The sequence below is a fragment of the Rhodospirillales bacterium genome, assembly GCA_016712595.1.
Classification (GTDB): Bacteria; Pseudomonadota; Alphaproteobacteria; order Rhodospirillales; family Defluviicoccaceae; genus Defluviicoccus.
In genome coordinates, this window is sequence record JADJQT010000001.1 from 2165538 (window position 1) to 2189512 (window position 23975).

Here is a 23975-nt window from a genome sequence, read left to right on the forward strand (position 1 = left end):
TGGCGTCGCGTTGGCGAACGAAGGGGAGGCGACGCTCGTTAACCGGAAGCGATGGGCCTACGGCTGATATCGGGTGAGCCTGTGGCCCCCGAAGGCTAGGCGTCGGCCGCTGGACTATTCGGGACAAAGATACCCCCTCGTGCTCGACTGGCATTTGTTCCGTGTGCGAAATGGCGCACGTCCGCGCGAAGGGGATTTGCTCGACGATGAATCGCGAGGCCAATGAATCCGGCGATGAGCAGACCATCGCACCGTCTTCGCCCGAAGGACGCGTGGCGGTCGCGGTCATGTGCAGGGCTCCGATCGCCGGCCGGTGCAAGACACGGCTGACCCCACCGCTCAGTGCAGAGGAGGCGGCGGCGTTATCACGTGGTTTCATCGCTGACGTTGCCGCGCTGGTCCATGGCCTGCCGTCATCGCTTGGCGCTACGGGTTTTGCGGTGACGACGCCGGCTGACAATGACGGTGCTTTCGATGGCCTCTTTCCCAATGGCTTCGATCGTCTGGTTCAGCGGGGCGATGACCTCGGCGCCCGGTGCGTCAACGCCATCGCCGATCTGTTTGCCCAAAAATTCGCGGCGGTGTGTCTGCTGGGCGCCGACGCACCGACACTGCCGGTCGAAACCCTGGAAGCGGCTGTCGATCTGCTGCGTCAGCCGGGGGATCGGGTGGTGCTCGGTCCGGCGCTGGATGGTGGATATTATCTCATCGGTGTGCGGCGTCCTTGTCCCGAGCTGTTTCGGGACATCCCGTGGAGCACCAGCCGGGTGCGGACCGAGACCGAGGCCCGCGCGGCGGAACTTGCGCTGCCGGTCGCCTTGCTGCCGCTGTGGTACGACGTCGACGATGGCCATTCGTTCATCTGGCTGCTTGAGGAACTGAGGGGCAAGGGCCGCGCGCCGGCGCCGACGACACTGCCCGGCTCGACCGCGAGGGCAACCCGCCAATATCTGGAAGCACTTTGCTGCCGCGGCGACGGGCCACCGCTAGAGCACCCCAAGAGCAGTCTTTTCGACTAAAGACTTGCGTCGTCATCAAACATTCATAACTGCGCCCCCTGCACCTGCGTTAAAGGGCTCTGTTGCAAAGCTCGCGGCTATCTGGCGGGATGTGGTCGTAACCAGGGGATGCTGGGCCGTGTCGGACTTCAAGGGGCGCCCCTTCGAGGGCGAGATCGTGCTGTGGGCGGTACGGTGGTACTGCCACTACGGAGTGAGCTACCGCGATCTCGAGCAGATGATGGTCGAACGCGGCGTGAGCGTCGATCACTCCACCATCTATCGATGGGTGCGGAAATATGCGCCGGAGATCGAGAAGCGGCTGCGCTGGCAGTGGCGCCGCCCAGGCTCGCCGAGTTGGCGTGTGGACAAGACCTACATCAAGGTCAAAGGCGAATGGGCGTATTTGTATCGAGCCGTGGACAAGCTCGGCAACACGATCGACTTCTATCTGTCGCCGACGCGGAACACGAAAGCGGCGAAGCGCTTTCTCGGCAAGGCGCTTAAGGGCCTGAAAGACTGGGAGAAGCCGCGGGTGGTCAACACGGACAAGGCTCCGACCTACGTGGCGGCACTCGCCGAGTTGAAGGCCGAAGGCAAGTGCCCGAAGGACACGCGGCACCGGCAGGTGAAGTACCTCAACAACGTCATCGAAGCCGATCACGGCAAGCTGAAGCAGATGATCCGCCCCGTGCGCGGCTTCAAGACGCTGAAGACCGCCTACGCGACGATCAAGGGCTTCGAGGTGATGCGGGCTCTACGCAAGGGCCAGGCGGCGATCTTCAACATCACGCGCGACATCCGCGGTGAGGCGCGTCTGGTGGAGCGCGCCTTCGGTCTCGGCGTCTGCGCGTTGGCAGAGGCCATGCAGGTCGTCAGCGAACGGCTCGAGCTCCAGGCACCCTGAGCACGGAACGGTCATCTGCCAAGATCGTCACGCGTCCGGAGTCAAAGTTTGCAACAGAGCCCGCCCCCGAGTTTTTGGGCCGAGGCGCGGGCGGCTTGCGACGCACACGCCACCTTCGTGATCTTCGATAAGATCCCCACCGGCCTCGGCAAGACCGGCCGGCTGTTCGCCAGCGAGCACACGGGCGTCGCGCCTGACGTCCTCGCCCTCGGCAAGGCGCTCGGAGGCGGCATCTTGCCCCTGGCGGCGGTGATCGCCCGGTCCGGCCTCGACGTCGGCGCCGATCTCGCCGCCGTTGACCGTCACCCGCGACGAACTCGACCGTGCGCTCGATATTCTTGGCGACAGCCTCGACGAGGCGGTGATAACCGAGGCGCGGTAACGGCGGGGCCATCGGTGACGCGCGCCGACCATCGCTCTCGCGGTTTCGATCGCAAATGCCCGTTCCGAAGGATATGGGCTCGCGTAAGCGCCGGGAATCGCGTAGTAATACCCATATGAGCCGAAAGCGTCATGGGTGGGCGACGGTCCTTCTCCTGGTTTGCATGCACCTCGCGGCCGGCGGCGCGGTCGCTGGCGATAAGATCGTGCTCGGGACCGACTGGAGGGCTCAGGCGGAGCACGGCGGCTTCTATCAGGCCCTGGCGACAGGGCTTTACGCAAAGTACGGACTTGACGTCGTCATTCGCCAGGGCGGCCCGCAGGTCAACGCGATACAACTCCTCGCCGCCGGCCGGCTCGACGCTGCGATCGCGCCGAATTCGTTCCTGTCCTTGAATGCCGTCCGCGAGAATATCCCACTGATTGCCGTTGCCGCGATCTTTCAGAAGGACCCGGCGGTGCTGATTGCGCATCCCGGTCAGGGGAACGATTCGTTTGAAGCGCTGAAAGGCAAGCCGATTATGATCGGTGCCGATACCCGCGCCGGTTCCTGGCTGTTCCTGAAACAGCGATTCGGCTATTCGGACGCGCAGATTCGCCCGTATGTATTTTCGATCGCGCCCTTTCTCGTCGATCCGCACGCGGTGCAGCAAGGGTACGCCGGCAGTGAGCCGTACCTCATTCACCAGCAGGGGATTGAACCCGTCGTTCTGCTGCTCGCCGACGCGGGGTATGCGTCGTACGGCTCGCTGATCGAGGTCAGCACGCAAATGGTGCGAGAGCGTTCCGACCTCGTACAGCGGTTTGTCGATGCCTCGATCGAAGGCTGGCAAAGCTATCTTGACGGTGATCCGAGCCCAGGAAACGCCCTGATCTTGAAAGATAATCCGGAAATGACGCCAGACTTGATCGCGTATGGGATTGCGCAGATGAAACGCTGGGGCATCGTTAGCTCCGGCGATGCCGAGCGCCTCGGCATCGGGGTGATGAGCGAGGCGCGCTGGCAGGCCTTCTTCACGACGATGGCAAGCGCCGGCCTTTATCCGCCGGCGATGGACTGGCACCGGGCGTTTACCCTTCACTTTGTTACGCAGCGCGAGGACCTGGAATCGGGCGGCCAATGAACACCGTTGCCCCCTTGCTCCAGCTCAATGGCGTCGTGAAGACCTATGGCGACGGCAAGGCCGGGCTTGGGCCGCTTGACCTTGCGCTCGATGAAGGCGAGTTCCTCGCCGTGGTGGGACCGTCCGGTTGCGGCAAGAGCACGTTGCTGCGCATCACCGCCGGGCTGCTGGCGCCGGCGCGCGGCGCGATCGTCCGACGCTTTGGCGATCCGCCGCGCCGGGGGGATATCGGCTTCGTCTTCCAAGATGCGACGCTGCTGCCGTGGACGAGCGTTTTCGATAATGTGTTCCTGCCCTTACATCTCGCTGGCGTGCGCCGCGCCGACGCCCAGCGGCGCATCGACGCGGTGCTTGCACTTGTCGGCCTGGACGGCGTCGCCGGTGACTTCCCCCACGAACTCTCCGGCGGCATGCGCATGCGCGTTTCGATCGCCCGGGCGCTGGCGACCCGGCCGCGCCTGCTGCTGCTTGACGAGCCCTTCGCCGCGCTCGACGAGCCGACGCGCTTCAAGCTGAACGACGACCTGTTGCAGATCTGGCGCGAAGAAAAGCTGACGGTGCTGTTCGTGACCCACAGCATTTTCGAAGCTGTGTTCCTCGCCACGCGCGTGCTGGTGATGAGTGCCGGGCCGGGCCGCGTCCGCGCCGATTTACCGCTCGACCTGCCGCAACCGCGGACGCAGGCACTGCGCATGGAACCCGCGTTCAGCGCGGCCTGCCGGCAGGTGAGCGAGGTCTTAGCCGGTGGCAAGGCGGCGTGAGTCCGCTCTGAGGTGAGAGGCGCCTTGGTGCTGCGGGCGATGCCGGCGCTTCTCGCCATCGCCGTTCTCGCGGCGTGGGAAGGGGTGGTGCGCCTGAACCACATTCCGCCATACGTCTTGCCGGGGCCGGTTCTGATCGCCCAGACGCTATGGCGCGATGCGCCCGATCTGCTGGCGGCGCTCATAGTCACGCTCCGCATCGCCCTCGAAGCGCTGGTGATCGCGGTTGTCGGCGGTCTTGCGCTCGCGGTTCTGCTGGTGCAGTCGCGCTGGATCGAGCGCAGCGTCTATCCCTGGCTGATCGCGCTCCAGGTCACGCCGATCGTGGCGATTGCGCCACTGATCATCATCTGGGTCGACGATGTATCCGTCGCGTTGCTGATCTGCGCCGCGGTCGTTGCCTTTTTTCCCATCGTCGCCAATGCCACGCAGGGACTTAATAGCGTCGATGCCGGCCTTGTGGACCTGTTTCGGCTTTACCGGGCAAGCCGCTGGCAGACGCTCGTTCTCCTGCGCCTGCCGACGGCACTGCCCTATATCCTCGGCGGGGTGCGTATTTCCGGGGGGCTCGCCCTCATCGGTGCGATCGTTGCCGAGTTCGTCGCCGGGACGGGCGGCAGCGAGAGCGGCCTCGCCTATCGCATCCTCGAAGCGGGATACCGGCTGCAAATTCCCCGCCTGTTCGCCGCCCTGCTGCTGCTGTCCACTGCGGGCGTTCTGATGCATGCCGCCCTGGCCTGGGTAAGCCGGTATCTGCTGCGTCATCGATGATTCGTGCCACCGGCGTTTGCCCGCGAGCCAAGCTCATTGTGCCGCCGATGCGAAGGATTGCTCGGGGGCGGGCGGGAAGCAAATCTCGATTGACAATCCAGGGCCCGCCGTTCCGGGTGCCGCGAGTGGAGCGCGTTCGGTCGTGAGCCAAGCCGGATTATCGTCGAGGCGCAGGTGCGCGCCATGCAGCTTGGCGACGGCGGCAACGAGGCTGAGGCCGAGGCCCGCGCCCGGACCCGACCGGGACTCCTGCAACCGGACAAAACGCTCGAGCACCCGCTCGCGGTCGACTGCGGGAATACCCGGCCCCGTATCGGCGATGGTCAGCATCGCCCCGCCGCCATCCTCCACGACCCGCACGGTGATCGCCCCGCCAGCGGGCGTATGCTTGACGGCATTGTCGAGCAGATTGGCAACGGCCTGCGCCAGCAGTTCACGCTGCGCTGCGACCCGCGGTGCCGGACGCGTCTCGATGTCGAGGCGGATGCCCTTTTCCTCGGCGAGCGGCTCATAGAGCTCCGCAGCATCGCGGGCGAGGGCGCCGAGGTCGAGCGGCTTCAGTTCGGTTGTCGCCACCCCGGCCTCGGCGGCGGCGATCTTCAACAGACTGTCGAACATCGCCAGCGCGGCGTCGGTCTGGCTCAGCACATCGTTGAGGGCGTTGCGGTCGAGTGCCGGATCGGGAGGGTGGATGAGGGCCAGTTCGATGCGCCCGCGCAGGCGGGTGAGCGGTCCGCGCAGGTCGTGCGCCAGACTGTCGGTTGCCAGGCGCATGCCCGCCATCAGGCGCTCGATTTGCTCGAACATGGCGTTGAGGCTTTCCGCCAGCCGGTCGAACTCGTCATCGCTGCCGGCCGGCTCGATCCGCTGCGATAGGTCGCCTTGCATGATGCGTCGGGCAGTCCGGGTAACGCCTTCGACTCGCGCGAGCATCCGTCGGCTGAGGATGACGCCGCCGACGAGGCCGAGGCCGAGCGTTGCCGCCAGTGACCATGCGAGGGTTTCGACGACGATGCGGCGAAACTTGGTCTTCTCGTACATATCGCGCCCGACGAGCATGCGATAACCGCCGAGGAGCTGAAAGGTGCGCGCGTGCACTTCGTGCGGCATCAGCCGCCCTTCCTCGCGCCGCATCAAGTCGAGGGTGATCCATTCACCCGGGCCGGTGGCGACCGTCGGCCACGCCGCAAGGTTGCCGGCGAGTGGGCCGACTTGCGGATCAAACAGCAGATAGACGCTGTCGCGACCACCACCTTCACCGGAGCGGTCACGAACGACGTCGATCAGTCCGGCAAGTCCGCGCTCCTTGTACTGTTCCGCCAGCCCCTTGACCTCGGCTTCGATGGTCGCCCGTGTCTGGCGGTCGAGCACGGCGACCGTTGACCAGTAGATGAAACCGAGGATCGCCAGAACCGATGCGCTGAACAACGCCAAATAGAGGACGGTCAGCCGGAAGGCCGTCGTCCGGACGAGATTAAGCCGGGGCACGCAGGCTGTAGCCGGCGCCGCGGATCGTATGCAGCAGCGGGATCGGATTGCCCTTGTCGATCTTCGCGCGCAAACGGCTGATGTGCACGTCGATGACGTTGGTCTGCGGATCGAAGTGATAGTCCCAGACGCCTTCGAGCAGCATGGTGCGGGTGACGACCTGGCCTTCATGCCGCATTAGATATTCGAGCAGGCGAAACTCCCGCGGCTGCAGATCGACCGGCTTCTCGGCGCGAGTGACGGTCCGGCGCAAGAGATCCATCTCAAGATCGCCGGCCCGCAGGTGAGTTGCCGCCTCGAGGTCATCGCCACCGCGCCGACGGGTGAGCGCCTCCAGGCGGGCGAGCAGCTCGGAAAACGCGAACGGCTTGACCAGATAGTCGTCGCCGCCGGCGCGCAGTCCTCGCACACGATCGTTGACCTGGCCGAGGGCACTGAGGATCAGCACCGGCGTCGTCAACTTCTGCTCACGCAGTTGCTGGATGACCGCCAGCCCTTCCATCTCGGGAAGCATGCGATCGACGATCAGCGCGTCGTAGTGGCCGCCGGGAGCCATCGCCAGCCCTTCCGGGCCAGTGGCGGCGTGATCGGCGACATGGCCGCTCTCTGCGAGGCCCTTTCGCAGGTATTCCGCCGTTTCGCGATCGTCTTCGATGATCAGGATACGCATGCCACCTTCGTATACGTCAAGGAAGCAGGGGAAGCGAGAGGCGAGGGCCCCGTTCTTTGGGAGCGGAAGAACGAGGCCCTCGCATTACCGACCCCGCCGAAGGGCCGGCCCTCCCTTGCCGTCGCCGTGGGGAGGAGGGAGGGAGCGAGGCGACGGCAGTCGTTCATTTGAAACCTGCGCTGCGATAACGGGACGACCCGCTCGCGGTGAAGGCTTCGCAATCGTTGTGTCAGGCGGTCGCCAGCGTGACGGCGACGAACCGTTGGTCGCCCTGGCGCTCGACGAGCAGGAGGACGGACTTGCGGTGCGCCCCTTTCGCCTTCGCCACCGCTTCGAGGACGTCGGACGGCGAGGTTACCGCCTGTTGATTGACCCGGGTGATCACATCACCCGCTCGCAGGCCTTTCTCCGCCGCATCGGCATTGGCGTCGACAGAGGCGATCACTGCGCCGTTTGCGGTCTGCGACAGGCCGTAGTGGCTTCGGGTCGCGTCGTCGACCGGCGCCAGCGTCAGTCCGAGGGCGCTCAGCTCGACGCCGCCCGGGGTCGCTCCGTGGCCGCTATGGGACGGCTCGTTCTCCGCGACCTGCTTGGGCATGGAGCCGACGTCGACGTTGATTCGCTTCTCGTGGCCGTCGCGCCAGACCGTCAGGGACTTCTCGCTGCCCGTCGTCGTTTCCGCGACCATGCGGCTCAGGTCGCGCGGGGTGGCGACCGGCTTGCCGTCGAAGCCGATGATCACGTCGCCCTGCTTCAATCCCGCCTTTTTTGCCGGGCTGTCGTCGGTCACGGTTGCGACGAGCGCGCCTTCAGCCTTTTTCAGTGCGAGGCTGTCGGCGACGTCCGGTGTTACCGGCTGAATGGCAACGCCGAGCCAGCCGCGTTCGACGGAGCCCTTGTCCTGCAACTCGGCCACGATCTTTTCCGCGATATTGGATGGGATAGCGAACCCGATACCGATGCTGCCGCCGTTCGGCGTAAAGATCGCGGTGTTGACGCCGATCACGTGCGCCGCGGCGTCGAACAGAGGGCCGCCCGAATTCCCGGAATTCAGCGGCGCATCAATCTGGATGAAATCATCATAGGGACCGGCGTGCAGATCGCGGCCGCGCGAGGAGACGATCCCCGCCGTCACCGTGCCGGTGAGGCCGAACGGATTGCCCACCGCCACCACCCAGTCGCCTACGCGGGTCGCATCGGAGTTGCCCCAGGACACACTCGGCAACGTGCGTCCGGCATCGATCTTCAGGACGGCAAGATCGGTCTTTTCGTCACTGCCGAGCAGTTTTGCCGGAAACTCGCTGCCATCCTTCAAGGTGACGGCGATCTTCTGCGCGTCACCGATGACGTGGTTGTTGGTCACGATCACACCATCGCCAGAGATGATGAACCCGGAGCCGAGCGCGGCTCGTTCACCCTGTGGTGTCGATTCGCCGCCCTCGCCGTTGCCGGGGCCGAAATGATGCTCGAAGAAGTCGCGGAACGGGCCGTTGCGCAGCTCGTCAGGTAACTGAAACGGCGCCTGCGCTGTCTCGTCGTTGCCGGCCGGCTGCTTCGCCGTGATCTGCACCACAGCGGGAGCAACCTGATCGATCAGGTCGGCAAAACTCTCGGGGGATGTGAGGGCGTATGCCGGCAGCGGGCACGCCAAGGGCACCGCCGCAATCGCGCCAAACAACGCAAACGACAGGATCGTGGCCCGTCCCCGGCGCAAAAAATGCCCACCAACTCCACTGTGTTGCATCAACCTCTTCCTGAAAACCGTGCATTTACGATGCCAGGAAGAATGCGTGAGGCGACCTTACCGACGGCTTACGACAACATTAACGATTGTTCATCATTCACGGTGTGCCCGTCAGTCCGCGAGGCGTGATCAAAACGAACGAAAATTGGATATTTCAGTTGCCCAGGACCCGACACGTCAGCGTAAAATGAGCCCAACTGGGTTATAATAAAACGTCAACAGCAATCCCGCAAAAACGAACTATCCGGCGAAACGAAGCACCGGAAGTCGCCGGCATGGGCACCCCGGAGCGGGAGCATGGGGGGGCGTAGGAAGCGTCATGCCAGCCGAGAACGGTCAGAGCCATCGGCCTGCTGCTGCGCGACGATCGGCAGCGCGCCCGTCCTTGCCGATCGTCATCGGTCTTGCGGCGGCAGTGACGCTTGCAACCGCCGGGCAGGCCGGCGCGTCAGGCTATGCGCTACGCGAGCAGAGTGTCACGGCGCTCGGCAATGCCTTCTCCGGAGCCACAGCCGGTGGTGACGACGTCAGCTATATGTTCTTCAATCCAGCGACGCTGTCATTGCAGCACGGTAATCAGATGATCCTCGGTGGTACGGTCGTCGCGCCACAGATCAAGATCCGAAACGCGCAAGCAAGCAATAGTAATGGTATTGCATATAACGGTAACGGCGGCGGCCGCGACGCCGGAGAGGATCATTTTGTCCCATATTTCTATGCCATGTGGGACGTACAGCAAAGCCTTGGACTTACAGAGAATATTAAGGCTGGCTTGTCCGTCAATGTTCCATTCGGTGTCGAGACCGACTATCGCGATAATTGGCTTGGCCGTTATTATGCGCTGCACTCGAAGGTGCAGGCGGTCAGCGCGAGTCCGGTGGTGGCCTGGGAAGTGACGGACGGGTTGTCCCTCGCCGCCGGTCCACAGATCCAGTACTTCCAGGCGAAGCTGAGCAATGCGATAGATTTCGGCAGTATTGGTCCTGGTGGCGTCCCGGGTGAGCAAGATGGCATTGGCAAGGTTGACGGTAGCGATGTCGGTTACGGCTATGTCCTGGGCGCGCTGTGGGAACCGCGCAAGGACACGCGCATCGGTCTCGCCTATCACTCCGCCGTTGAACACACCTTGCGCGGCGACGGAACCTTCGCGCTCGGCGGTCCGCGCGGCGAGACAATCGCCGGTAGCACCGGAGCGTTTCAGGACACCAACGCCAGGGCCGACATCACCACGCCGGAGACGGCATCGCTTGGCGTCTATCACGCGCTCTCGCCGGACTGGGCGATCATGGGTGACGTCGAATGGACGCGATGGAGCCGCTTCAAAAATCTGACGGTGGAGTACTCGAACCCGCAGCAGCCGAACGCGGTGACCCCGGAAGACTGGAACGATACGTGGTTTGTCTCTCTGGGAACGACGTGGAAACCCGTCGACGCGTGGACACTGCGCTTCGGTGCGGCTTTCGATCAGGACCCCATTCCGAAGAGCACGCGGACGCCCCGCATTCCGACCGCGGATCGCTATTGGATTTCATTCGGTGCGGCGTGGCTGCCGCTCCCCGACGTCAGCTTCGATCTGGGTTACACGCATATCTTTATCGTTGGCGCTTCGCTCGACCTGTCCGATACCCCGGGCAACACGCCACACGGCAACTTCTCCGGCAACGCCGAAAGCTCGGTCGATATGTTGGGTGTGCAATTCCGGGTGAATTTCTAACCCGGTCGCGAAGCTCCCTCAGTACGTGCTCGGCCAAAGCTCACAAGATGGCACAAACGTTGGTGCGAAGCAGTATGGGCGGAGGACCCGGTTGCAAATCGCTCGCTTTTGCGCCAATTTGGCGATATTCTAGCCTCAATATCGTTCAAATGGGGAAGCGTGAGAGCTCGCCGTAGGGTTTTGCGCGTCGTCCCGCAGCGGCTTCGGTGCGAGGGCGAAGGGGAGCTTTCCGATGCGTGACGACTTGACCACGGGAGGGCGGCGTCAGCCGATTCTCGGCCGGGGGTGGATTTCAGGTTCGATTGCGACGTTCCTGCCAGCGTTGATGCTCTGCATCGCTGTTTGCGCGGCGCCGTTACCGTGTTTGGCAGGCGGTCCCGGCGAGGGCGGGGACGAGGGCGCCTGCCAGGCCGAGGGCGCGGACGGGATGACCAGCGCCGAGGCGTGGGTCATAGCGCAACTCCGGGCGGGAAAGCCCGCCGACTTCGAGCGGTGTTTCAAAGTCTGGCTTGATCCGGCGGCGAGCATGGAATGGACATCGGCCCGGGTGCTCTCGTCGAAGTTCCTGCGCACCCTCATCCTCGATCCAACTTACAGCGCGGCTCGCCGATTTGGTGGTGTGCGCATCGTCGGCGCCCAGTTCCACGAGTCGGTCGACCTGCAAGGAGTCCGCTTTGACGACGAAGTAAGGCTGGAGAACTGTCGTTTCGACCAGGGCATGGATCTCAGCCGACTGAAGACATCGCGGACGCTTTCGCTGCGCGGCTCGGCGTTTGGCGGGCCGGTCAGCCTCGCCGAGGCGAGTATTGGCGACGCCCTTTTGTTCAACCGCGCGCATTTTCACGACCTCAACCTCTCCGATGCCGATATCGGCAAGAGCGTGAGGCTGAGCGGTGCGCACCTTGAGGGCGTGCTCAATATGTCGCGCGTCGATGTCCGTGAAAACGTCGAGGCGTATACGCTCGCGTGGAACTCCGTCGTTCCTGATCAAGGCAGTCTTGGTCCCGGGATCAACGGCCGCTGGGATCTCTACGACGCGCGCATCGGCGGCAAGCTGATCATCGCCGACGGGACGTTGGATGCGCTCGATATGATCAATCTGACCGGCACGCGGATCGATGGCGAACTGTTTCTCGGATCGAAAGATCTTCCCGGCAATCAATGGGGCGAGACGTCGCGCCTTGTTCTGCGCAATGCCGTCGTCGGCTCGATCCAGGATCTACCCGACGCGTGGCCGAAACGGCTGGACCTCGCTGGATTCGCCTATCAGCGCTGGAACGGCTTGCAAAAGCAGAGCGGTCTTACCAACGTCCCGGCGCGTGGCAGTGAATGGTTGATTGCATGGCTGAACCGCGACCCCGCCGTCTCCGACTCGTCCTACGATCAGTTGGCGCGGGTGTTGCGTCAATCCGGCTGCGATGACTGCGCCGACGATGTGCAGTTCCACGCAAACGACAAAAGACTGCGAATGACGGTGCGGGACGAGGCCTGGCTCGCATGGCTTGCCGGCGACGGCATCGGTAAGATGGCGTCGTTCACGACCGCCGCGGGGGCAAACACCCCCCCGCCGGCGCCCCAGGTGGAGCGGCCGCAGAATCGCCTGACAGATCACCTGGTGGCGGTGATCAAAGCCGGCGCATTGTCCCTCAGCCGCTGGGTGAACGGCTACGGCTATCAGCCAGCGCTGGCGCTCCGGTTGTTCGGGGTCCTGATCCTTGTCGGCATGGTCGTCTTCTGGCCGACCTATCGCTCGGCAGTCGGGTCGACGGAGCGACCCTGGTCACGCAGCTACGTGCTTTATTCATTCGAATATACGCTGGATACGATGCTGCCGGCGGTCAGTTTGAGCAAAAAGTTCGAAAGGGTCGAGGTCATCGGCCTCGCCCGCTATTACTTCATCGTGCTCAAGGTCCTCGGCTACTGGTTCGCGGCGACGATCATCCAGGTCTTCCAGCGCCTGTTCACCGTCTGAGGCGACGGCGCCGGGTGCGGACATGCGACAATCCGATCATGGTGCGCGGCGATGCCAGTGCTCGACCCACAGCGTCGTCGGATACTGATGCCCCGTGGGCTCGACGCCGTCCAACCAGCTCGGCAGGACGAAGGCCTGGGCGCGGAAGAACAGCGGCAGCGCCGGAAGCTCCTCGGCGTAGATCGCCTGCAGGCGCCCCCACAGTGCGTGGCGCTTCGTCTCGTCAAGCTCGGTTTCGATCGCGGCGATCAAGGCGTCGACGTCACGATTGCGCCAACCCGAGATGTTCTGTCCGGACCAGCCGTTGGCCGCCGTCGGGATCTCGTCCGAATGCAGCGTCGTTCGTGGCACGCTCTGCGGTGCGCCGATCCAGGCGAACATCGCCATGTCGGCGAACGCGCGATGGCTGACCGTCTCGCCGAAGAATACGCGCGCCGGCTGATTGCGGATGCGCACGGTGATGCCGACGCGCTGCCACTGGCTCTGAAGCACCTGCTCGACCAGCTCGCGCGTCCGATCGCCCGCCGTTGAGATGATCTCGAGCTGAAGTGGCCTGCCGGAGGCATCCATCCGGGTTCCGTCGGACTGCCGCAGCCAGCCGGCTTCGCGGAGCAAGGCGTCTGCCCTGCCTGCATCGAACGCATAATGATGAACGTCGGGCGCCGCCATCGGGTCGAGAGGACTGACCGCGGTGTCGGCGACCGGCAAGCGGCCGGCGAACAACTGCTGGGTGATAGCCGGACGGTCGATGGCGTAGAGCAGCGCCTGGCGGACGCGTTTATCGGCGAGGACCGGATTGTCGAGGTTCAAGGAAACGTTCTCGTAGATCAGTCCGGGCTTGTAGAGCACGCGAAAGCGATCGCCGTGGCGCTGTTCCAGCGCGATCGCCTGGTCGAGTGTCAGGCCGACCTCGCCGGCGATCATCTGCACTGTACCGGAGAGGAGGTTGGCCTCGAGCGCCGCGGTATTCTCGATCGCGCGCACGACAATTCGCGCGAAGGCCGGGGGGTCACCCCACCAGTACTCGTTGCGAACGAGGACGATGTGTGATCCGGGAACGACCTCGGCGACGCGGTAAGGGCCATTGTAGAGCCCGGGATTGGTCGGGTCGGTGACGTAGCGCGTCCGCGTCGGGTAACCTGGCGGATCGGCGAAGGCCTCGCGCTCGATGTGCGCTGGTAGCAGTTCGAGCCCGGCGATGTCGTTGTAATCCCAGGTGCGCCGGTCGAAATGCAAGGTGAAGGTGCGCTCGCCGTCGCTCTCGAGACGCAAGACGCTGCGATAGAACTCCTTCGGCATCACGCCCGACAGGGGGTGCCGTCCGACTTCGAGGGTGAACGCGACGTCGGCAACGGTGATGGGCGCACCGTCGCTCCAGCGCGCCTGCGGCTGGATACGAAAGGTAACCGCCATGCCGGGCTTGCCGTCCGCCGTTGTTTCCATGACCGCGCCGCCGTTCTCCAGTGTTGGCAGACTCACGCAGAGCATGCACGTCAGCGTCCACGCGGCGTCGTAGGTGGTGAACGGGCGGCGGGCGAGGCCAAGCACGTAGGCCCGCGCCATCATCGATTCGATGCTGGGATGGAGCGAGGCGGGAAACTGGGCGATGCCGATGACAAGGCTGTCGGGCTCGGCCCGGGCCGGCGTGCCGACGGCGAGTGTCGCGATCAGCAGCAGAAACGAAAGCAGCGCGCGCATCGGTGCCCGAATAAGGCGAAATGCGCGCGCCGTCCATCAAAAGGGTGGCTGCCCGCGGACTTAAGGGGGGGGCGCCGCGGGCAGCCCGGGCAGCCGACGGGAGCAATCCGGGCTGCCCGATTCACAAAGGGTGCTGGCTTATTTCGGTGCGTCGGTAGTGCCATCGGCCGGCGGCGGGCAGTCGCCCGGGCCGCGACCGCCGCGCTTGCCCGGCATCGCCTGCTTTATCTCCTCGGCGGTCACGACGCCGTCGCCGTTCTTGTCCAGCCGATCGAATCGCATGTCGCCACGGTTTTCCAGCTCATCCTTGCTGATGACGCCGTCGCCGTTGGTATCGGCGCGCTTGAACATCTGTTCCATGCGCGCCGGCGACGGCTGGGGAGGGGGCGCCGACTGAAACTCGTCGAGCGAGATCTGACCGTCGCCGTTCTTGTCCATGGACGCGAAGCGTTCGTTGCGCTGGGTTTCAAACTCTTCCTTGGTAATTTTGCCGTCGCCGTTGGTATCGAAGCGCTCGAGCATCATCCCGGCCGCTCCGCCGCAGCCGCCAGGTCCGCTGCCAGGCCCCTGCGCCGCAGCCGGAAGCGCTGCGACAGCAAAGCCAAGCGCCGCGAGCAGAGAGGCCCTCATAAGACCGTTGTGCATCTTTCTTCTCCTGTCGAGGCGACCGCATTCGCGGCCGTCGTGATCGAGACGCACTGTAGTCGGGCGCTGTTGCGCGATGATGTCGCGAGCAGGCAATCGTGTAACACGATGTTTCAAGTCCGGCCGTGGTAAACTTCCGTTACCAAATTAGCGGCGCTCTTAAGCGAGCGGCGTCCTATAGTCTTGCAATGGATGCCACGCCCCACCTGTTGATCGTCGATGATGACCGCGAGATCCGCGACCTGTTGTCGCGGTTTCTTGGCAAGCATGGGTTTCGCGTCAGCCTTGCCGTCGACGGCAAGGAAATGCGCAAGGCGCTTGCCGACCGCGCGATCGACTTGATCGTTCTCGATCTGATGCTGCCGGGAGAGGACGGGCTATCGCTGTGTCGTCGTCTGCGTGCGGAGGGATCGGTGCCAGTGATCATGCTGACCGCGGCAGGGGAGGAGATCGACCGCATCATCGGCCTGGAAATGGGAGCCGATGACTACCTCGCCAAACCGTTCAACCCGCGCGAATTGCTGGCGCGCATTCGCGCCGTGCTTCGCCGGTCGGCCGGCACGCCGGCCTCGTTGCTGGCGGCGGCGGACGAGGGCGAGGGGACGGCGACGACGCGGGTCGCCTTCGCCGGCTGGCGATTTGATATCGACAAACGCGAGCTCCTGTCACCCGCCGGTGTTCTGGTGGCGCTGTCGACCGGGGAATTCGCGCTTCTGGCGGCGTTCGTCTCCCATCCGCAGCGAGTCCTGAGCCGCGATCAGCTCCTTGATCTCGCCCGTGGCCGCGACGCGCAGCCGTTCGATCGTTCCATCGATGTTCAGGTCAGCCGCCTGCGCCGCAAGATCGAGGACGATCCGCGCGAGCCGACGCTGGTCAAGACCGTGCGCGGTGGAGGCTATCTGTTTGCGCCGGAGGTCAGCCGCGCATGACCCTGCGCTTTTCGGCCATACGTTTCTGGCCGCGCTCGCTGGTGACCCGTACGGTAATTGTTCTGCTGCTCGGCGTCCTCGTCTCCAATGTTGCCGGCGTCGTCGTCTATTCCACCGAGCGGTTCGACGTGCTGACCAGCAATCGCGGACGCCAGATCGCCGAACAGGTGGCGAGTGTGGTCGCAGCGCTCTACGGCGTGCCGGCAAGCGATCGCTGGAGCGTGTTGCGGGCGATGCATCAGCCTGGTGTGCGCCTGTTCGTTTCCGTACGCCCGATCGCGCCCGAACAGGCGAGCGGCTGGCGGGTCCGCCTGCTGCGCAAAGCGTTCAATGCGGAGCTGGGAGACCTTCAAAGCGATCGCCTGAGGCTGTCGCTCGAAGCGATGCGACCGTTTCCCGGGCGTTTCGATGTCGAGGCGCCGCTTGAACCGCAAAGGGATCGGGGCGGTGAGGGTTCACCGGGCAACGATTCACTGGGTGGCGGTTCCCTGGGCGATGATTCGCCTGGCGGTATGCCTTCCGATACAATCCATCGTGGCTCGCTGCGCGAGATGCTTGGCGATGAGGATCGCCGCGGACCACGGGGTGGAGCGTCAGGGCGGCAGTGGCCGCCGCGATGGATGACGCCGCCGCCGCCGGGCGCGCCCGAGATGAAGCTGCTCGTCGGCTCCTTCCGGCTTGACGACGCAAGCTGGCTCAACTTCGGCGCCGTTGTCGCCACGGTGCAGCCGTTCTGGCAGACGGAGCTATTTCCCCTGATTGTCGCGACCACGGTGCTGATCCTGATGATTTCGTTATGGGCGGTGAACCGCGCGGCTCAGCCGCTGGCGATGTTCGCCGATGCGGCCGAACGGCTGGGCCGCGACGTGAACGCCCCACCGCTATCGACGCAGGGACCGCTCGAGGTCGAGCGCGCGGCGGGCGCGTTCAACCACATGCAGGAGCGTCTGCAGCAGTTCGTCCGCCAGCGTACCCAGATGTTGGCGGCGATGTCGCACGACCTGCGCACGCCGCTCACGCGGATGAAACTGCGCGCCGAGTTGATCGAGGACGAAGAGCAGCAGCGCAAGATGATCGCCGATCTCGACGAGATGCAGGCGATGATCGAGGTCGCGTTGTCGTTCGCCCGCGACGAATCCGCGATCGAACCGCCGGCCGCTCTCGATCTCGCCGTGTTGCTGCAAACCGTGTGTGAGGAAGCGGCCGATACCGGCGCCGATGCCGACTATGCCGGGCCCGCGCACGCCGAATGCGTCGGCCGGCCCGCCGCACTTAAGCGGGCGTTCGCCAATCTCGTCGACAATGCACTGAAGTACGGCGGTCGTGCGCGGGTGACGTTGGCCGCGACTGCCACCAGCCTCGTCGTCAGCGTTGACGACGACGGACCGGGCTTGCCGGAAGGTGAACTCGAACGCGTATTTGAACCGTTCTACCGGCTGGAGACCTCCCGCAGCCGGGAGACCGGTGGTGTCGGCCTCGGCCTCTCCCTTCTGCGTGCGGCGATCGATGCGCACGGCGGCCGCGTTTTTCTCGCCAATCGACCGTCCGGTGGACTGCGCGCGACGGTCGTTCTTCCAACGGGCGCCGCAGCGTAGCAACGCCGGAGCATTTTGCCCGAGGAATTTTGTCTTGCGGAATTTTGCCCTGGAAACTCCGGGATTGTCTGTGGCGAGCGCCGAGACCGGGCGCTCGCGGCGCAAGTCTTTGCTTGATTTGCGCCAGCCAACCGATTAGCAAGGTTGCGCTATTGCAAGTTCTGATACTCATGCGAGCAGCCGTTCGGTCGAACGGCCCTCTCGCCCGACGGGCATCGGTCATGGCGAACACGGTACGGCGGGAGATGCCGATCCTTTTTTGGATTATCGTCGGCCTTGTCATTCTTTTACCGCTGCCGCTGGGCGCGGTCTACCAGTGGAGCTGGGGCTGGCGGCCAGCATCGTCGGCGGCGTGCTGGCGGTATGGAGCGGCCGCATCGCGCTCGGGCTCCAGGACCCGGCGTTCGGCCTGCGCAGCCTGTGGCCGGCGGCGCTGCTGTTTGCCGGGGTCGTCGCCTGGATCATCGTGCAGTCGCAGGTCCGCTTGGTTGCCGCATGGAATCATCCCCTGTGGGAGATGAGCGCGGCGGCACTGGGTGAATCGCGGTGGAAAGCCATCTCGCTCGATCCGTTCGCGACAGTGCTGGGTCTGGCGCGGCTGCTGACCTACGCGGGCATCTTCTGGATCGCCTTCCAGTACGCGCGCAGGTCATTGCGCGCCCGCCAGATCCTGCTGGCGGTGGTCTATGCCGGGCTCGCCTATGCCGTCTACGGCCTCGTCATCTATCTGACGGGCTCGGAAACCATCCTGATTTTCCGCAAGCACGCTTATTTGGGCGACGTGACCAGTACCTTCGTCAATCGCAACTCGTATGCGACATACGCCGGACTTGGCCTTGTCTGCACTACGGGGCTGCTGCTGGTGCTGCTCACCCAAGGTCCTCTTGGTCCCGCGACGGACCTAAAGCAGCGGGTGGCGCGCCTTGCGGAGATCGCGATCGGACGCGGCTGGCCGCTTCTGCTCGCCTGGATTGCCTTGATGACGGCGCTGGTGCTCTCGCATTCGCGGGCGGGGGTGGCAAGCACGATTCTCGGCCTGATCGTCCTTCTCACCGCTGCCGGGCTGACCCGCGCCATTGACCGGCGGTTTGCCTTGATTTCCGCGGGCGTGTGCGTTGTCGGCTTTGTCTGGGCGTTCGGTGTTGGCGGCGATCAGTTGATCGGCCGGCTGATGCAAACGTCGCTGGCGTCGGAGGAACGGCCGCTGGTCTACAGCCGCACGATGGCTGCGATCGGCGATTCCGGTGGGCTCGGTACCGGACTCGGCACCTTCGAAGAAGCGTTCCGCTTCTACCGCACGAGCGACATCAACGGCCATTTCAACATGGCGCACAACACCTATCTCGAGAACGTCCTCGAACTTGGCGTGCCGGCCGCCCTGGCGTTGTTCGGCGTGTTCGCGTTCTTTCTCGGTCTATGTGCCTGGGGCATCCGCCAGCGCCGGCGCGATTCGGTTTATCCGTGCGTCGGCTTTGCCGTCAGTGTCCTGGTGGCAACGCACGCGACCGTCGACTTCAGCTTGCAGATCCCGGCGGTGACCGCGACCTATATGCTGATCATGGGGGCGGCGTGCGCGCAGTGCTGGAGTAGCCGCCGGCCGGCCGATCCCTGGTAAGGCGCTGGGCGCGACGGGGTGCTGGGGATGATCGACGTCTGGCGCAGCGTCAATGCTTGATCAGGTCCTCGAACGCCAGCCCGTCCTCCGGAACGCGCAAGAGCGCCGCGCGGACAAGGTTTTCCTGCCGAAGATCGACGGCGAGGCGCGCCAATGCCTGTGGGTTCGCCTGCCAAGCGTAGCGGATCTGTGGGAAGACGAGATCCCGATCGTCACTGGTCATCTTCGGCCAGGCAAGGAAAGCCATGCGTAGCCGCGACCATAGCAGGGGTGGCTCGTACGGGGCGGTGATCAGCGCCAGCCGCAGGGAGGACACCGCGAGCGGAGTCCATCCATTCTTCAAGGCTTCGGCATAGGCCAGCCGCGACCACGCATAGGGATTTGCCGGCTCGCGCTCTAGCCCCGCCCGGAGTGATGCGATCGCCTGATCGAGAACCTGCGCCGCCTCGGGATCGCCGCGGGGCAACTGTTCCGCCAGCACCAACTCGGCAAGCCCAGCGTCCAAGCGTGCGTCGCCGCCTCTGAGCCACGGCTGCGCTTGACCGAGCACAGCAATCAGCGATCGCAGCTTATCGGTTTCGACCAGGTGCTGATCCTGCAGTAATCGCAAGATTGGTTCCGCGCGAGCGGAGATGAGCACACCGATGGTGTGCGGTACGCCCACCGTGAGAAGCGCGGCGGCGGCAATGGCGACCGGCAAGGCGACAAGACGTCGAGCCAGTCCCATGCGCGCACGCAACCGCGTCTCGTTCGGGGATTGAGAGTGAGGGGCCGAAGGCCTCATCGCACGTGTCTGCCCGGGATGACGGCGACAGAGAGGCGAAAGGGATGCCTCGATCACCGCCCGCCCTTAGGGTGAATGGATTAGAAATATCGCTCGGGGACCTCGATGACGTCGCCTGGAAGAACCGCCGTATCGCGATCGGCATCCACCGGTGTACGCGACTCGTCGTCGGCGCGGATGATGTGGACCCGGCTGGTGCGGGCTCGGTAGGTAAAGCCGCCGGCCATCGCCACGGCTGTAATCACCGTCATGCCGTTGACGAAGGGATAGCTGCCGGGCTTGGTGACCTCACCGTAGATGTAGAAGGGCCGGTAGTTGAGTACCTCGACGCTGACGCTGGGGTTCAGCAAATAATCCGGCGACAGCCGCTCGGCGATCGTCTTTTCCAGCTGCCGGGCAGTCAGCCCTGCCGCCTTGACATCGCGAATGAGCGGCAGGGAGACGTTACCGGTTCCGTCAACCTCGAATTCCCCCGAGAGGTCTTCATGGCCAAAGACCGTGACCTTGATCTTGTCTCCGGAATCGAGCTTGTAGCCCGAGATATCCTCCGTAGGTGCGGCCACGCTTCTCGAGATTGCGGCCCCCAATGCCAGCGGCACCCCGATCAGTATTCCGGCAACGCCGCTCTTGAGCGCGTCACGTCGGCTCATCCGTTGCATGTTCATTCGCTCACCCTTTATTTGCTCACGGTTGCCAGGTGCTTGATGATTGTCACGCGGTTGCCGTCGGTTAAACCGCCCCTTGTCCGTCATGTTCGATCAGCTCAGACCGCGAACGATTGATGCTCGGCAGCGGACCGGTTGCTTCATCTGATCAGTTCCTTCGGTTCTGCAGGGCTCAAAGCTGGGCTTCGAGGCCGATACGGAACATGTTTTGATAATAACTGTCATCGGTCGTATCGCTGCCATTGCTGGTATGGCGAACGAACTGATAACCGATATTGGCATAGATGTTCCGGTTCATCAGGTATCGCGCACCAATTCCGGTGATATAGTAGTAATCGTTGCGATTGACGTCTTCGTAGTTGTCGTTGGTCACTGTCGCCGTTGCTGTCAGGATCAGGTTGCGCAGCAACTCATGATCCGCCGACAGGCCGCCGGACGTGCGCAAGAAAGCAGGCGAGCCCGCCTGGGTCGTATCTTGAATCGTCCTGGCGACGCGGGCGTTCAGCGTTGTCAGTGTCGTGACGTTCCACGTCATTGTGCCACCGGCGGTGAATCCATTAACGTCGTTGAATGAGTTGTCGTTGAAGTATTGGCCAAGATATCCGGCGAAGACGTCTCCGAAGACGATGCCGCCGAGGTCGAGCGACACACCAGCGACACTGGTCACGCCCGTCGAATTGCGCTCAACGCCGCTGCCATCCTGGCGCGTGTCATAGACCCTCTGGTTGCCGTCGACGCGCACGAACGCCTCGTAGGCTGGGGAGAGTTCATAGCCGATCCGCACGCCCTCGGTATAGACATTGCGGTCTCGCCCAGTGTTGCTTTGTTCTCCGCCACCGACGAGGTCGGTCTGATCGTAGTCGAGCCGGATGATACCGGCCTCGCCAGTCGCGCGCAGGCGACCGAAGGTCTGGATGTATCGGGCGATGCCGTTGATCAGATCGTATTGCGTCGGCTTCTTCGCGTCGGTCGCGGCGTCTGGCTCGCCCGGATCTTCGTGCTCGTGGGCGAAGCCTCCGCCGAGAAATACTGCCGCGTCGCGCGTAATATCGATGCGTCCGTCGCTGCGTACGAACCAGTCATTGTAGTTGAGGTCGCCAAAATCCGCGTAAACTCCAGAGTCCGCACCGACACCGAAGTTGAGAGCGTGGTTCGACCAGTTCGATTCAGCGGAGATTTCCGGTTTAATGTCGGTGATAAAGTCGTCTTTTGTCTGGTGTCGAACGGCGAAGACATTGTCGTTGTATGTCTCTTCGACTCCGAGCTTGGGGTAGATCAGGAACGAGCCGGCACGGATACCCAGCGGATCAAGTTCAGGACGCTGGCGTGTGATCACCGTCTCACCGCGCGCAGCTTCGGATTCGGGTTCACGCGGCGTCAGCGGCTGAATTTGTGCCGCGGCCTGAGCATAAGCCTCTGATACGGCGAGGGCGGACAGGGCAAAGACAATGCATCCTGTCCAGGCACGAGTTTTGTTCATTATGCATCCCCCGGGATGGATCGGTTTGCGGAATGGTGCAACACCTCTCCGAGAAACACTCAAAAGTGGCGACTTTGCGGAATGTAGTACTCGTCTGCATGTCGCGATGCAACCGCCAACCGCCCATTACGCCGCCGCCGCCGACATCTATGGTCAGGTCGCCAGTCAAAAAGAAGTCTGGCTGGCAGCATCTTTGGCCGGAGGTTGTGCGAGCGCACATGCATCGCATTTCTTTGTCGGATCGCCATAGGGTCCAAAGCCAGGAATAGTCGGCCATCCCGTGCGTGGCGGACCTCCTGGCCCGGATGCGTCCGTCAATAACGACTCCTCAATGCCTGCAGTGATATTCTCGTCACAGTTGGGGAAGACATTGGCAAAGACGTCTCGGATATCTGCCGCGTCGTCGGCGTTTGCCGCAGCCAACGCCTTCGCCGTAGCACCGACGCAGGGACACAGCGAATCATCCTCGTCGGAGGAGCCCGAGCGAATGCGTTTCGCGGTTTCTTCGGCAATGGCGACGGTAAGGTCGGGTCGCTCTTGTGCCAGCGACGAGAGCGCCGAGGGCGCCGGGCACTGGTCCGGGCGCGACGACGCTTCACCCACGATCGATGCGATCGACGCGCGAACCTCATTCGGCAAAGTCTCAGCCGTGACCGGGCGCAGAGCGATCAGGACGAGGGCGGCGCCGACAATCAGACGAGCGGGCAGCTTCGCCCGGGTTGTAAACGACATCAATGCGCTCCTCGCCGCGACGCTGGACTGGACACTGTCCCGTCCGAGCCGAGATCCCAATCTGATCTCATAAGGTGTATTAGAACGTTTAAGTCCATGCATAGATACAACTCTAGATTCATTGATCGTCTGCAATACACCCTTATGCAGCGGTTTCTCCGTTGGCCGACGCCTCCGCGCCGAGCATGTGGACTCGAACCGGCTCATGCTCGTAATTATTGCATGAATAAATTTTTGTGTCCGTGTCGGTTGTCATAGCGACGTTGCTAGAATGTCGACTACGCTTGTGAAGCCGACCGTCCATGTGGTGGTGGCGTTTATCCGCTCGCGGCTTGGGCCTATATGTCCTGCGACACGGTGCGGCGATCGGCGTTCGGCCGGCGACACGGCGATCAAGGACCGGCCAGCATGCTCCGGCGATGGATGGATGACAGATGAGCGACGACGAACGATGCCGCGCGCGTTGCTGAAGCGCTGGCTGACCCGGCGGCCGCGGCTGACCGTCGATACGGCGCAGGTGCCGGACGGGATGCGAATTTACGCCGTGGGCGACGTGCACGGCCGCGTCGACCTGTTGCGCTGTCTGCATGAGATCATTGCCGCAGACGCGGCGACGGCGCCTTATGCTGCACGCAAGGTCATCGTCTACCTCGGCGATTACATCGATCGCGGCTTCGACAGCCGGGCGGTGATTGACGTGCTGCTCGATGAACCGCTGCCGGGCTTCGATAGCGTGCACCTGCGAGGCAATCACGACGAGGAGTTCGTCTGCTTTCTTGAAGATCCGGTGAGGAGCGCGGCATGGCTCCGCTATGGCGGCGATGCGACGCTCTACAGCTACGGGGTGCGCCTGCCGGACGCCTTAACCGTCGAAGAATCGACGGAACTGCGCGTGGTCACCCTCCGCGACCAACTGCGGGAACGCGTGCCCGTGCGCCACATCGACTTCTTCGCCAGCCTGCCGCTGGCCTACGAAATCGGAGATTTTTTATTCGTCCACGCCGGTGTCGATCCGGACAAGCCGCTCGACGCCCAGACCCCGGCTGACATGTTGTGGATTCGCGATCCATTTCTCGAGTCGGACGATGATTTCGGCAAGATTGTCGTGCACGGCCACTCGATCTGCGACTATCCGGAAGTGCGTGACAATCGCATCGGCATCGACACCGGCGCCTGTTATACCAACGCGCTCACCTGCCTCGTTCTGCAGGGCAGCGAGCGTTATTTTCTATCGACCCGCGCGCTCGACGTCTGACGCGCTGGGATGCTGTCGTCCTGCCGCTCTGCGGCGTCCGTGCCGCG

21 protein-coding genes are annotated in these 23975 nt (G+C 63.7%); 12 read left to right on the top strand and 9 right to left on the bottom strand.

Annotation, left to right across the window (positions count from 1 at the left end):
* Positions 1-206 precede the first annotated feature (206 nt).
* The 6 genes from IPK66_09755 (at position 207) to IPK66_09780 (ending at position 4942) form a co-directional block, all read left to right on the top strand.
* Positions 207-1019: a TIGR04282 family arsenosugar biosynthesis glycosyltransferase gene (locus tag IPK66_09755; GenBank protein ID MBK8175520.1), complete on the top strand. Its 813-nt coding sequence runs from the start codon at positions 207-209 to the stop codon at positions 1017-1019.
* A gap of 118 nt (positions 1020-1137) precedes the next feature.
* Positions 1138-1905, top strand: coding sequence for an IS6 family transposase (locus IPK66_09760; GenBank protein MBK8175521.1), 768 nt, complete (start codon positions 1138-1140; stop codon positions 1903-1905).
* Between the two features lie 15 nt (positions 1906-1920).
* On the top strand, positions 1921-2406 hold the full coding sequence (locus IPK66_09765; protein MBK8175522.1) for an aminotransferase class III-fold pyridoxal phosphate-dependent enzyme: 486 nt from the start codon (positions 1921-1923) through the stop codon (positions 2404-2406).
* Positions 2403-3410: an ABC transporter substrate-binding protein gene (locus IPK66_09770; GenBank protein ID MBK8175523.1), complete on the top strand. Its 1008-nt coding sequence runs from the start codon at positions 2403-2405 to the stop codon at positions 3408-3410. The genes IPK66_09765 and IPK66_09770 overlap by 4 nt, the downstream gene beginning before the upstream one ends.
* Positions 3407-4171, top strand: a complete 765-nt coding sequence (locus IPK66_09775; protein ID MBK8175524.1) for an ABC transporter ATP-binding protein — start codon at positions 3407-3409, stop codon at positions 4169-4171. The genes IPK66_09770 and IPK66_09775 overlap by 4 nt, the downstream gene beginning before the upstream one ends.
* Positions 4172-4210: 39 nt before the next feature.
* Positions 4211-4942: an ABC transporter permease gene (locus tag IPK66_09780; protein MBK8175525.1), complete on the top strand. Its 732-nt coding sequence runs from the start codon at positions 4211-4213 to the stop codon at positions 4940-4942.
* Positions 4943-4975: 33 nt separating this feature from the next.
* Here the strand turns inward: IPK66_09780 and IPK66_09785 are convergent, their stop codons facing one another.
* From IPK66_09785 to IPK66_09795, 3 genes are all read right to left on the bottom strand, one after another.
* Positions 4976-6460 (bottom strand): HAMP domain-containing histidine kinase, encoded by a 1485-nt coding sequence (locus IPK66_09785; GenBank protein MBK8175526.1) that lies wholly within the window; start codon positions 6458-6460, stop codon positions 4976-4978.
* Complete coding sequence (locus IPK66_09790) at positions 6417-7100, bottom strand: response regulator transcription factor (protein MBK8175527.1); 684 nt, start codon at positions 7098-7100, stop codon at positions 6417-6419. Before IPK66_09790 ends, IPK66_09785 begins: the two co-directional genes overlap by 44 nt.
* A gap of 229 nt (positions 7101-7329) precedes the next feature.
* Entirely contained in the window at positions 7330-8844 is a 1515-nt protein-coding gene (locus tag IPK66_09795; protein ID MBK8175528.1) for a DegQ family serine endoprotease, read from the bottom strand.
* Positions 8845-9163: 319 nt separating this feature from the next.
* Between IPK66_09795 and IPK66_09800 the strand changes: the two genes are divergently transcribed.
* Positions 9164-10558: a transporter gene (locus IPK66_09800; protein MBK8175529.1), complete on the top strand. Its 1395-nt coding sequence runs from the start codon at positions 9164-9166 to the stop codon at positions 10556-10558.
* Positions 10559-10790: 232 nt separating this feature from the next.
* Positions 10791-12530: a pentapeptide repeat-containing protein gene (locus tag IPK66_09805; GenBank protein ID MBK8175530.1), complete on the top strand. Its 1740-nt coding sequence runs from the start codon at positions 10791-10793 to the stop codon at positions 12528-12530.
* Between the two features lie 36 nt (positions 12531-12566).
* Here IPK66_09805 and IPK66_09810 read toward each other — a convergent pair whose 3' ends face one another.
* Together IPK66_09810 and IPK66_09815 are read right to left on the bottom strand one after the other, a co-directional pair.
* Positions 12567-14228: a peptide ABC transporter substrate-binding protein gene (locus IPK66_09810; GenBank protein ID MBK8175531.1), complete on the bottom strand. Its 1662-nt coding sequence runs from the start codon at positions 14226-14228 to the stop codon at positions 12567-12569.
* 138 nt (positions 14229-14366) lie between these two features.
* Positions 14367-14753 (bottom strand): EF-hand domain-containing protein, encoded by a 387-nt coding sequence (locus tag IPK66_09815; protein ID MBK8175532.1) that lies wholly within the window; start codon positions 14751-14753, stop codon positions 14367-14369.
* A 308-nt stretch (positions 14754-15061) separates the two neighbouring features.
* Between IPK66_09815 and IPK66_09820 the strand changes: the two genes are divergently transcribed.
* From IPK66_09820 to IPK66_09830, 3 genes are all read left to right on the top strand, one after another.
* A complete protein-coding gene (locus IPK66_09820) occupies positions 15062-15802 on the top strand; it encodes a response regulator (protein MBK8175533.1) in 741 nt (246 codons plus the stop codon).
* A 650-nt stretch (positions 15803-16452) separates the two neighbouring features.
* Positions 16453-17397 carry a HAMP domain-containing protein gene (locus tag IPK66_09825; protein MBK8175534.1) on the top strand — a complete coding sequence of 315 codons (945 nt, stop codon included), beginning with the start codon at positions 16453-16455 and terminating at the stop codon, positions 17395-17397.
* A gap of 316 nt (positions 17398-17713) precedes the next feature.
* The gene (locus tag IPK66_09830) at positions 17714-19012 is read left to right on the top strand and encodes an O-antigen ligase family protein (GenBank protein MBK8175535.1); all 1299 of its coding nucleotides are present in this window, start codon (positions 17714-17716) and stop codon (positions 19010-19012) included.
* Positions 19013-19061: 49 nt separating this feature from the next.
* Here the strand turns inward: IPK66_09830 and IPK66_09835 are convergent, their stop codons facing one another.
* The 4 genes from IPK66_09835 to IPK66_09850 all read right to left on the bottom strand — a co-directional run bounded on the left by IPK66_09835 (position 19062) and on the right by IPK66_09850 (position 22673).
* A complete protein-coding gene (locus tag IPK66_09835) occupies positions 19062-19751 on the bottom strand; it encodes a hypothetical protein (GenBank protein ID MBK8175536.1) in 690 nt (229 codons plus the stop codon).
* A 125-nt stretch (positions 19752-19876) separates the two neighbouring features.
* The gene (locus IPK66_09840; GenBank protein MBK8175537.1) at positions 19877-20446 is read right to left on the bottom strand and encodes a polysaccharide export protein; all 570 of its coding nucleotides are present in this window, start codon (positions 20444-20446) and stop codon (positions 19877-19879) included.
* Positions 20447-20633: 187 nt separating this feature from the next.
* On the bottom strand, positions 20634-21941 hold the full coding sequence (locus IPK66_09845; protein ID MBK8175538.1) for an outer membrane beta-barrel protein: 1308 nt from the start codon (positions 21939-21941) through the stop codon (positions 20634-20636).
* 165 nt (positions 21942-22106) lie between these two features.
* On the bottom strand, positions 22107-22673 hold the full coding sequence (locus IPK66_09850) for a hypothetical protein (protein ID MBK8175539.1): 567 nt from the start codon (positions 22671-22673) through the stop codon (positions 22107-22109).
* 451 nt (positions 22674-23124) lie between these two features.
* On the opposite strand from IPK66_09850, the gene IPK66_09855 reads away from it, so the two are divergent.
* Positions 23125-23928, top strand: coding sequence for a serine/threonine protein phosphatase (locus IPK66_09855; GenBank protein ID MBK8175540.1), 804 nt, complete (start codon positions 23125-23127; stop codon positions 23926-23928).
* Positions 23929-23975 lie beyond the last annotated feature (47 nt).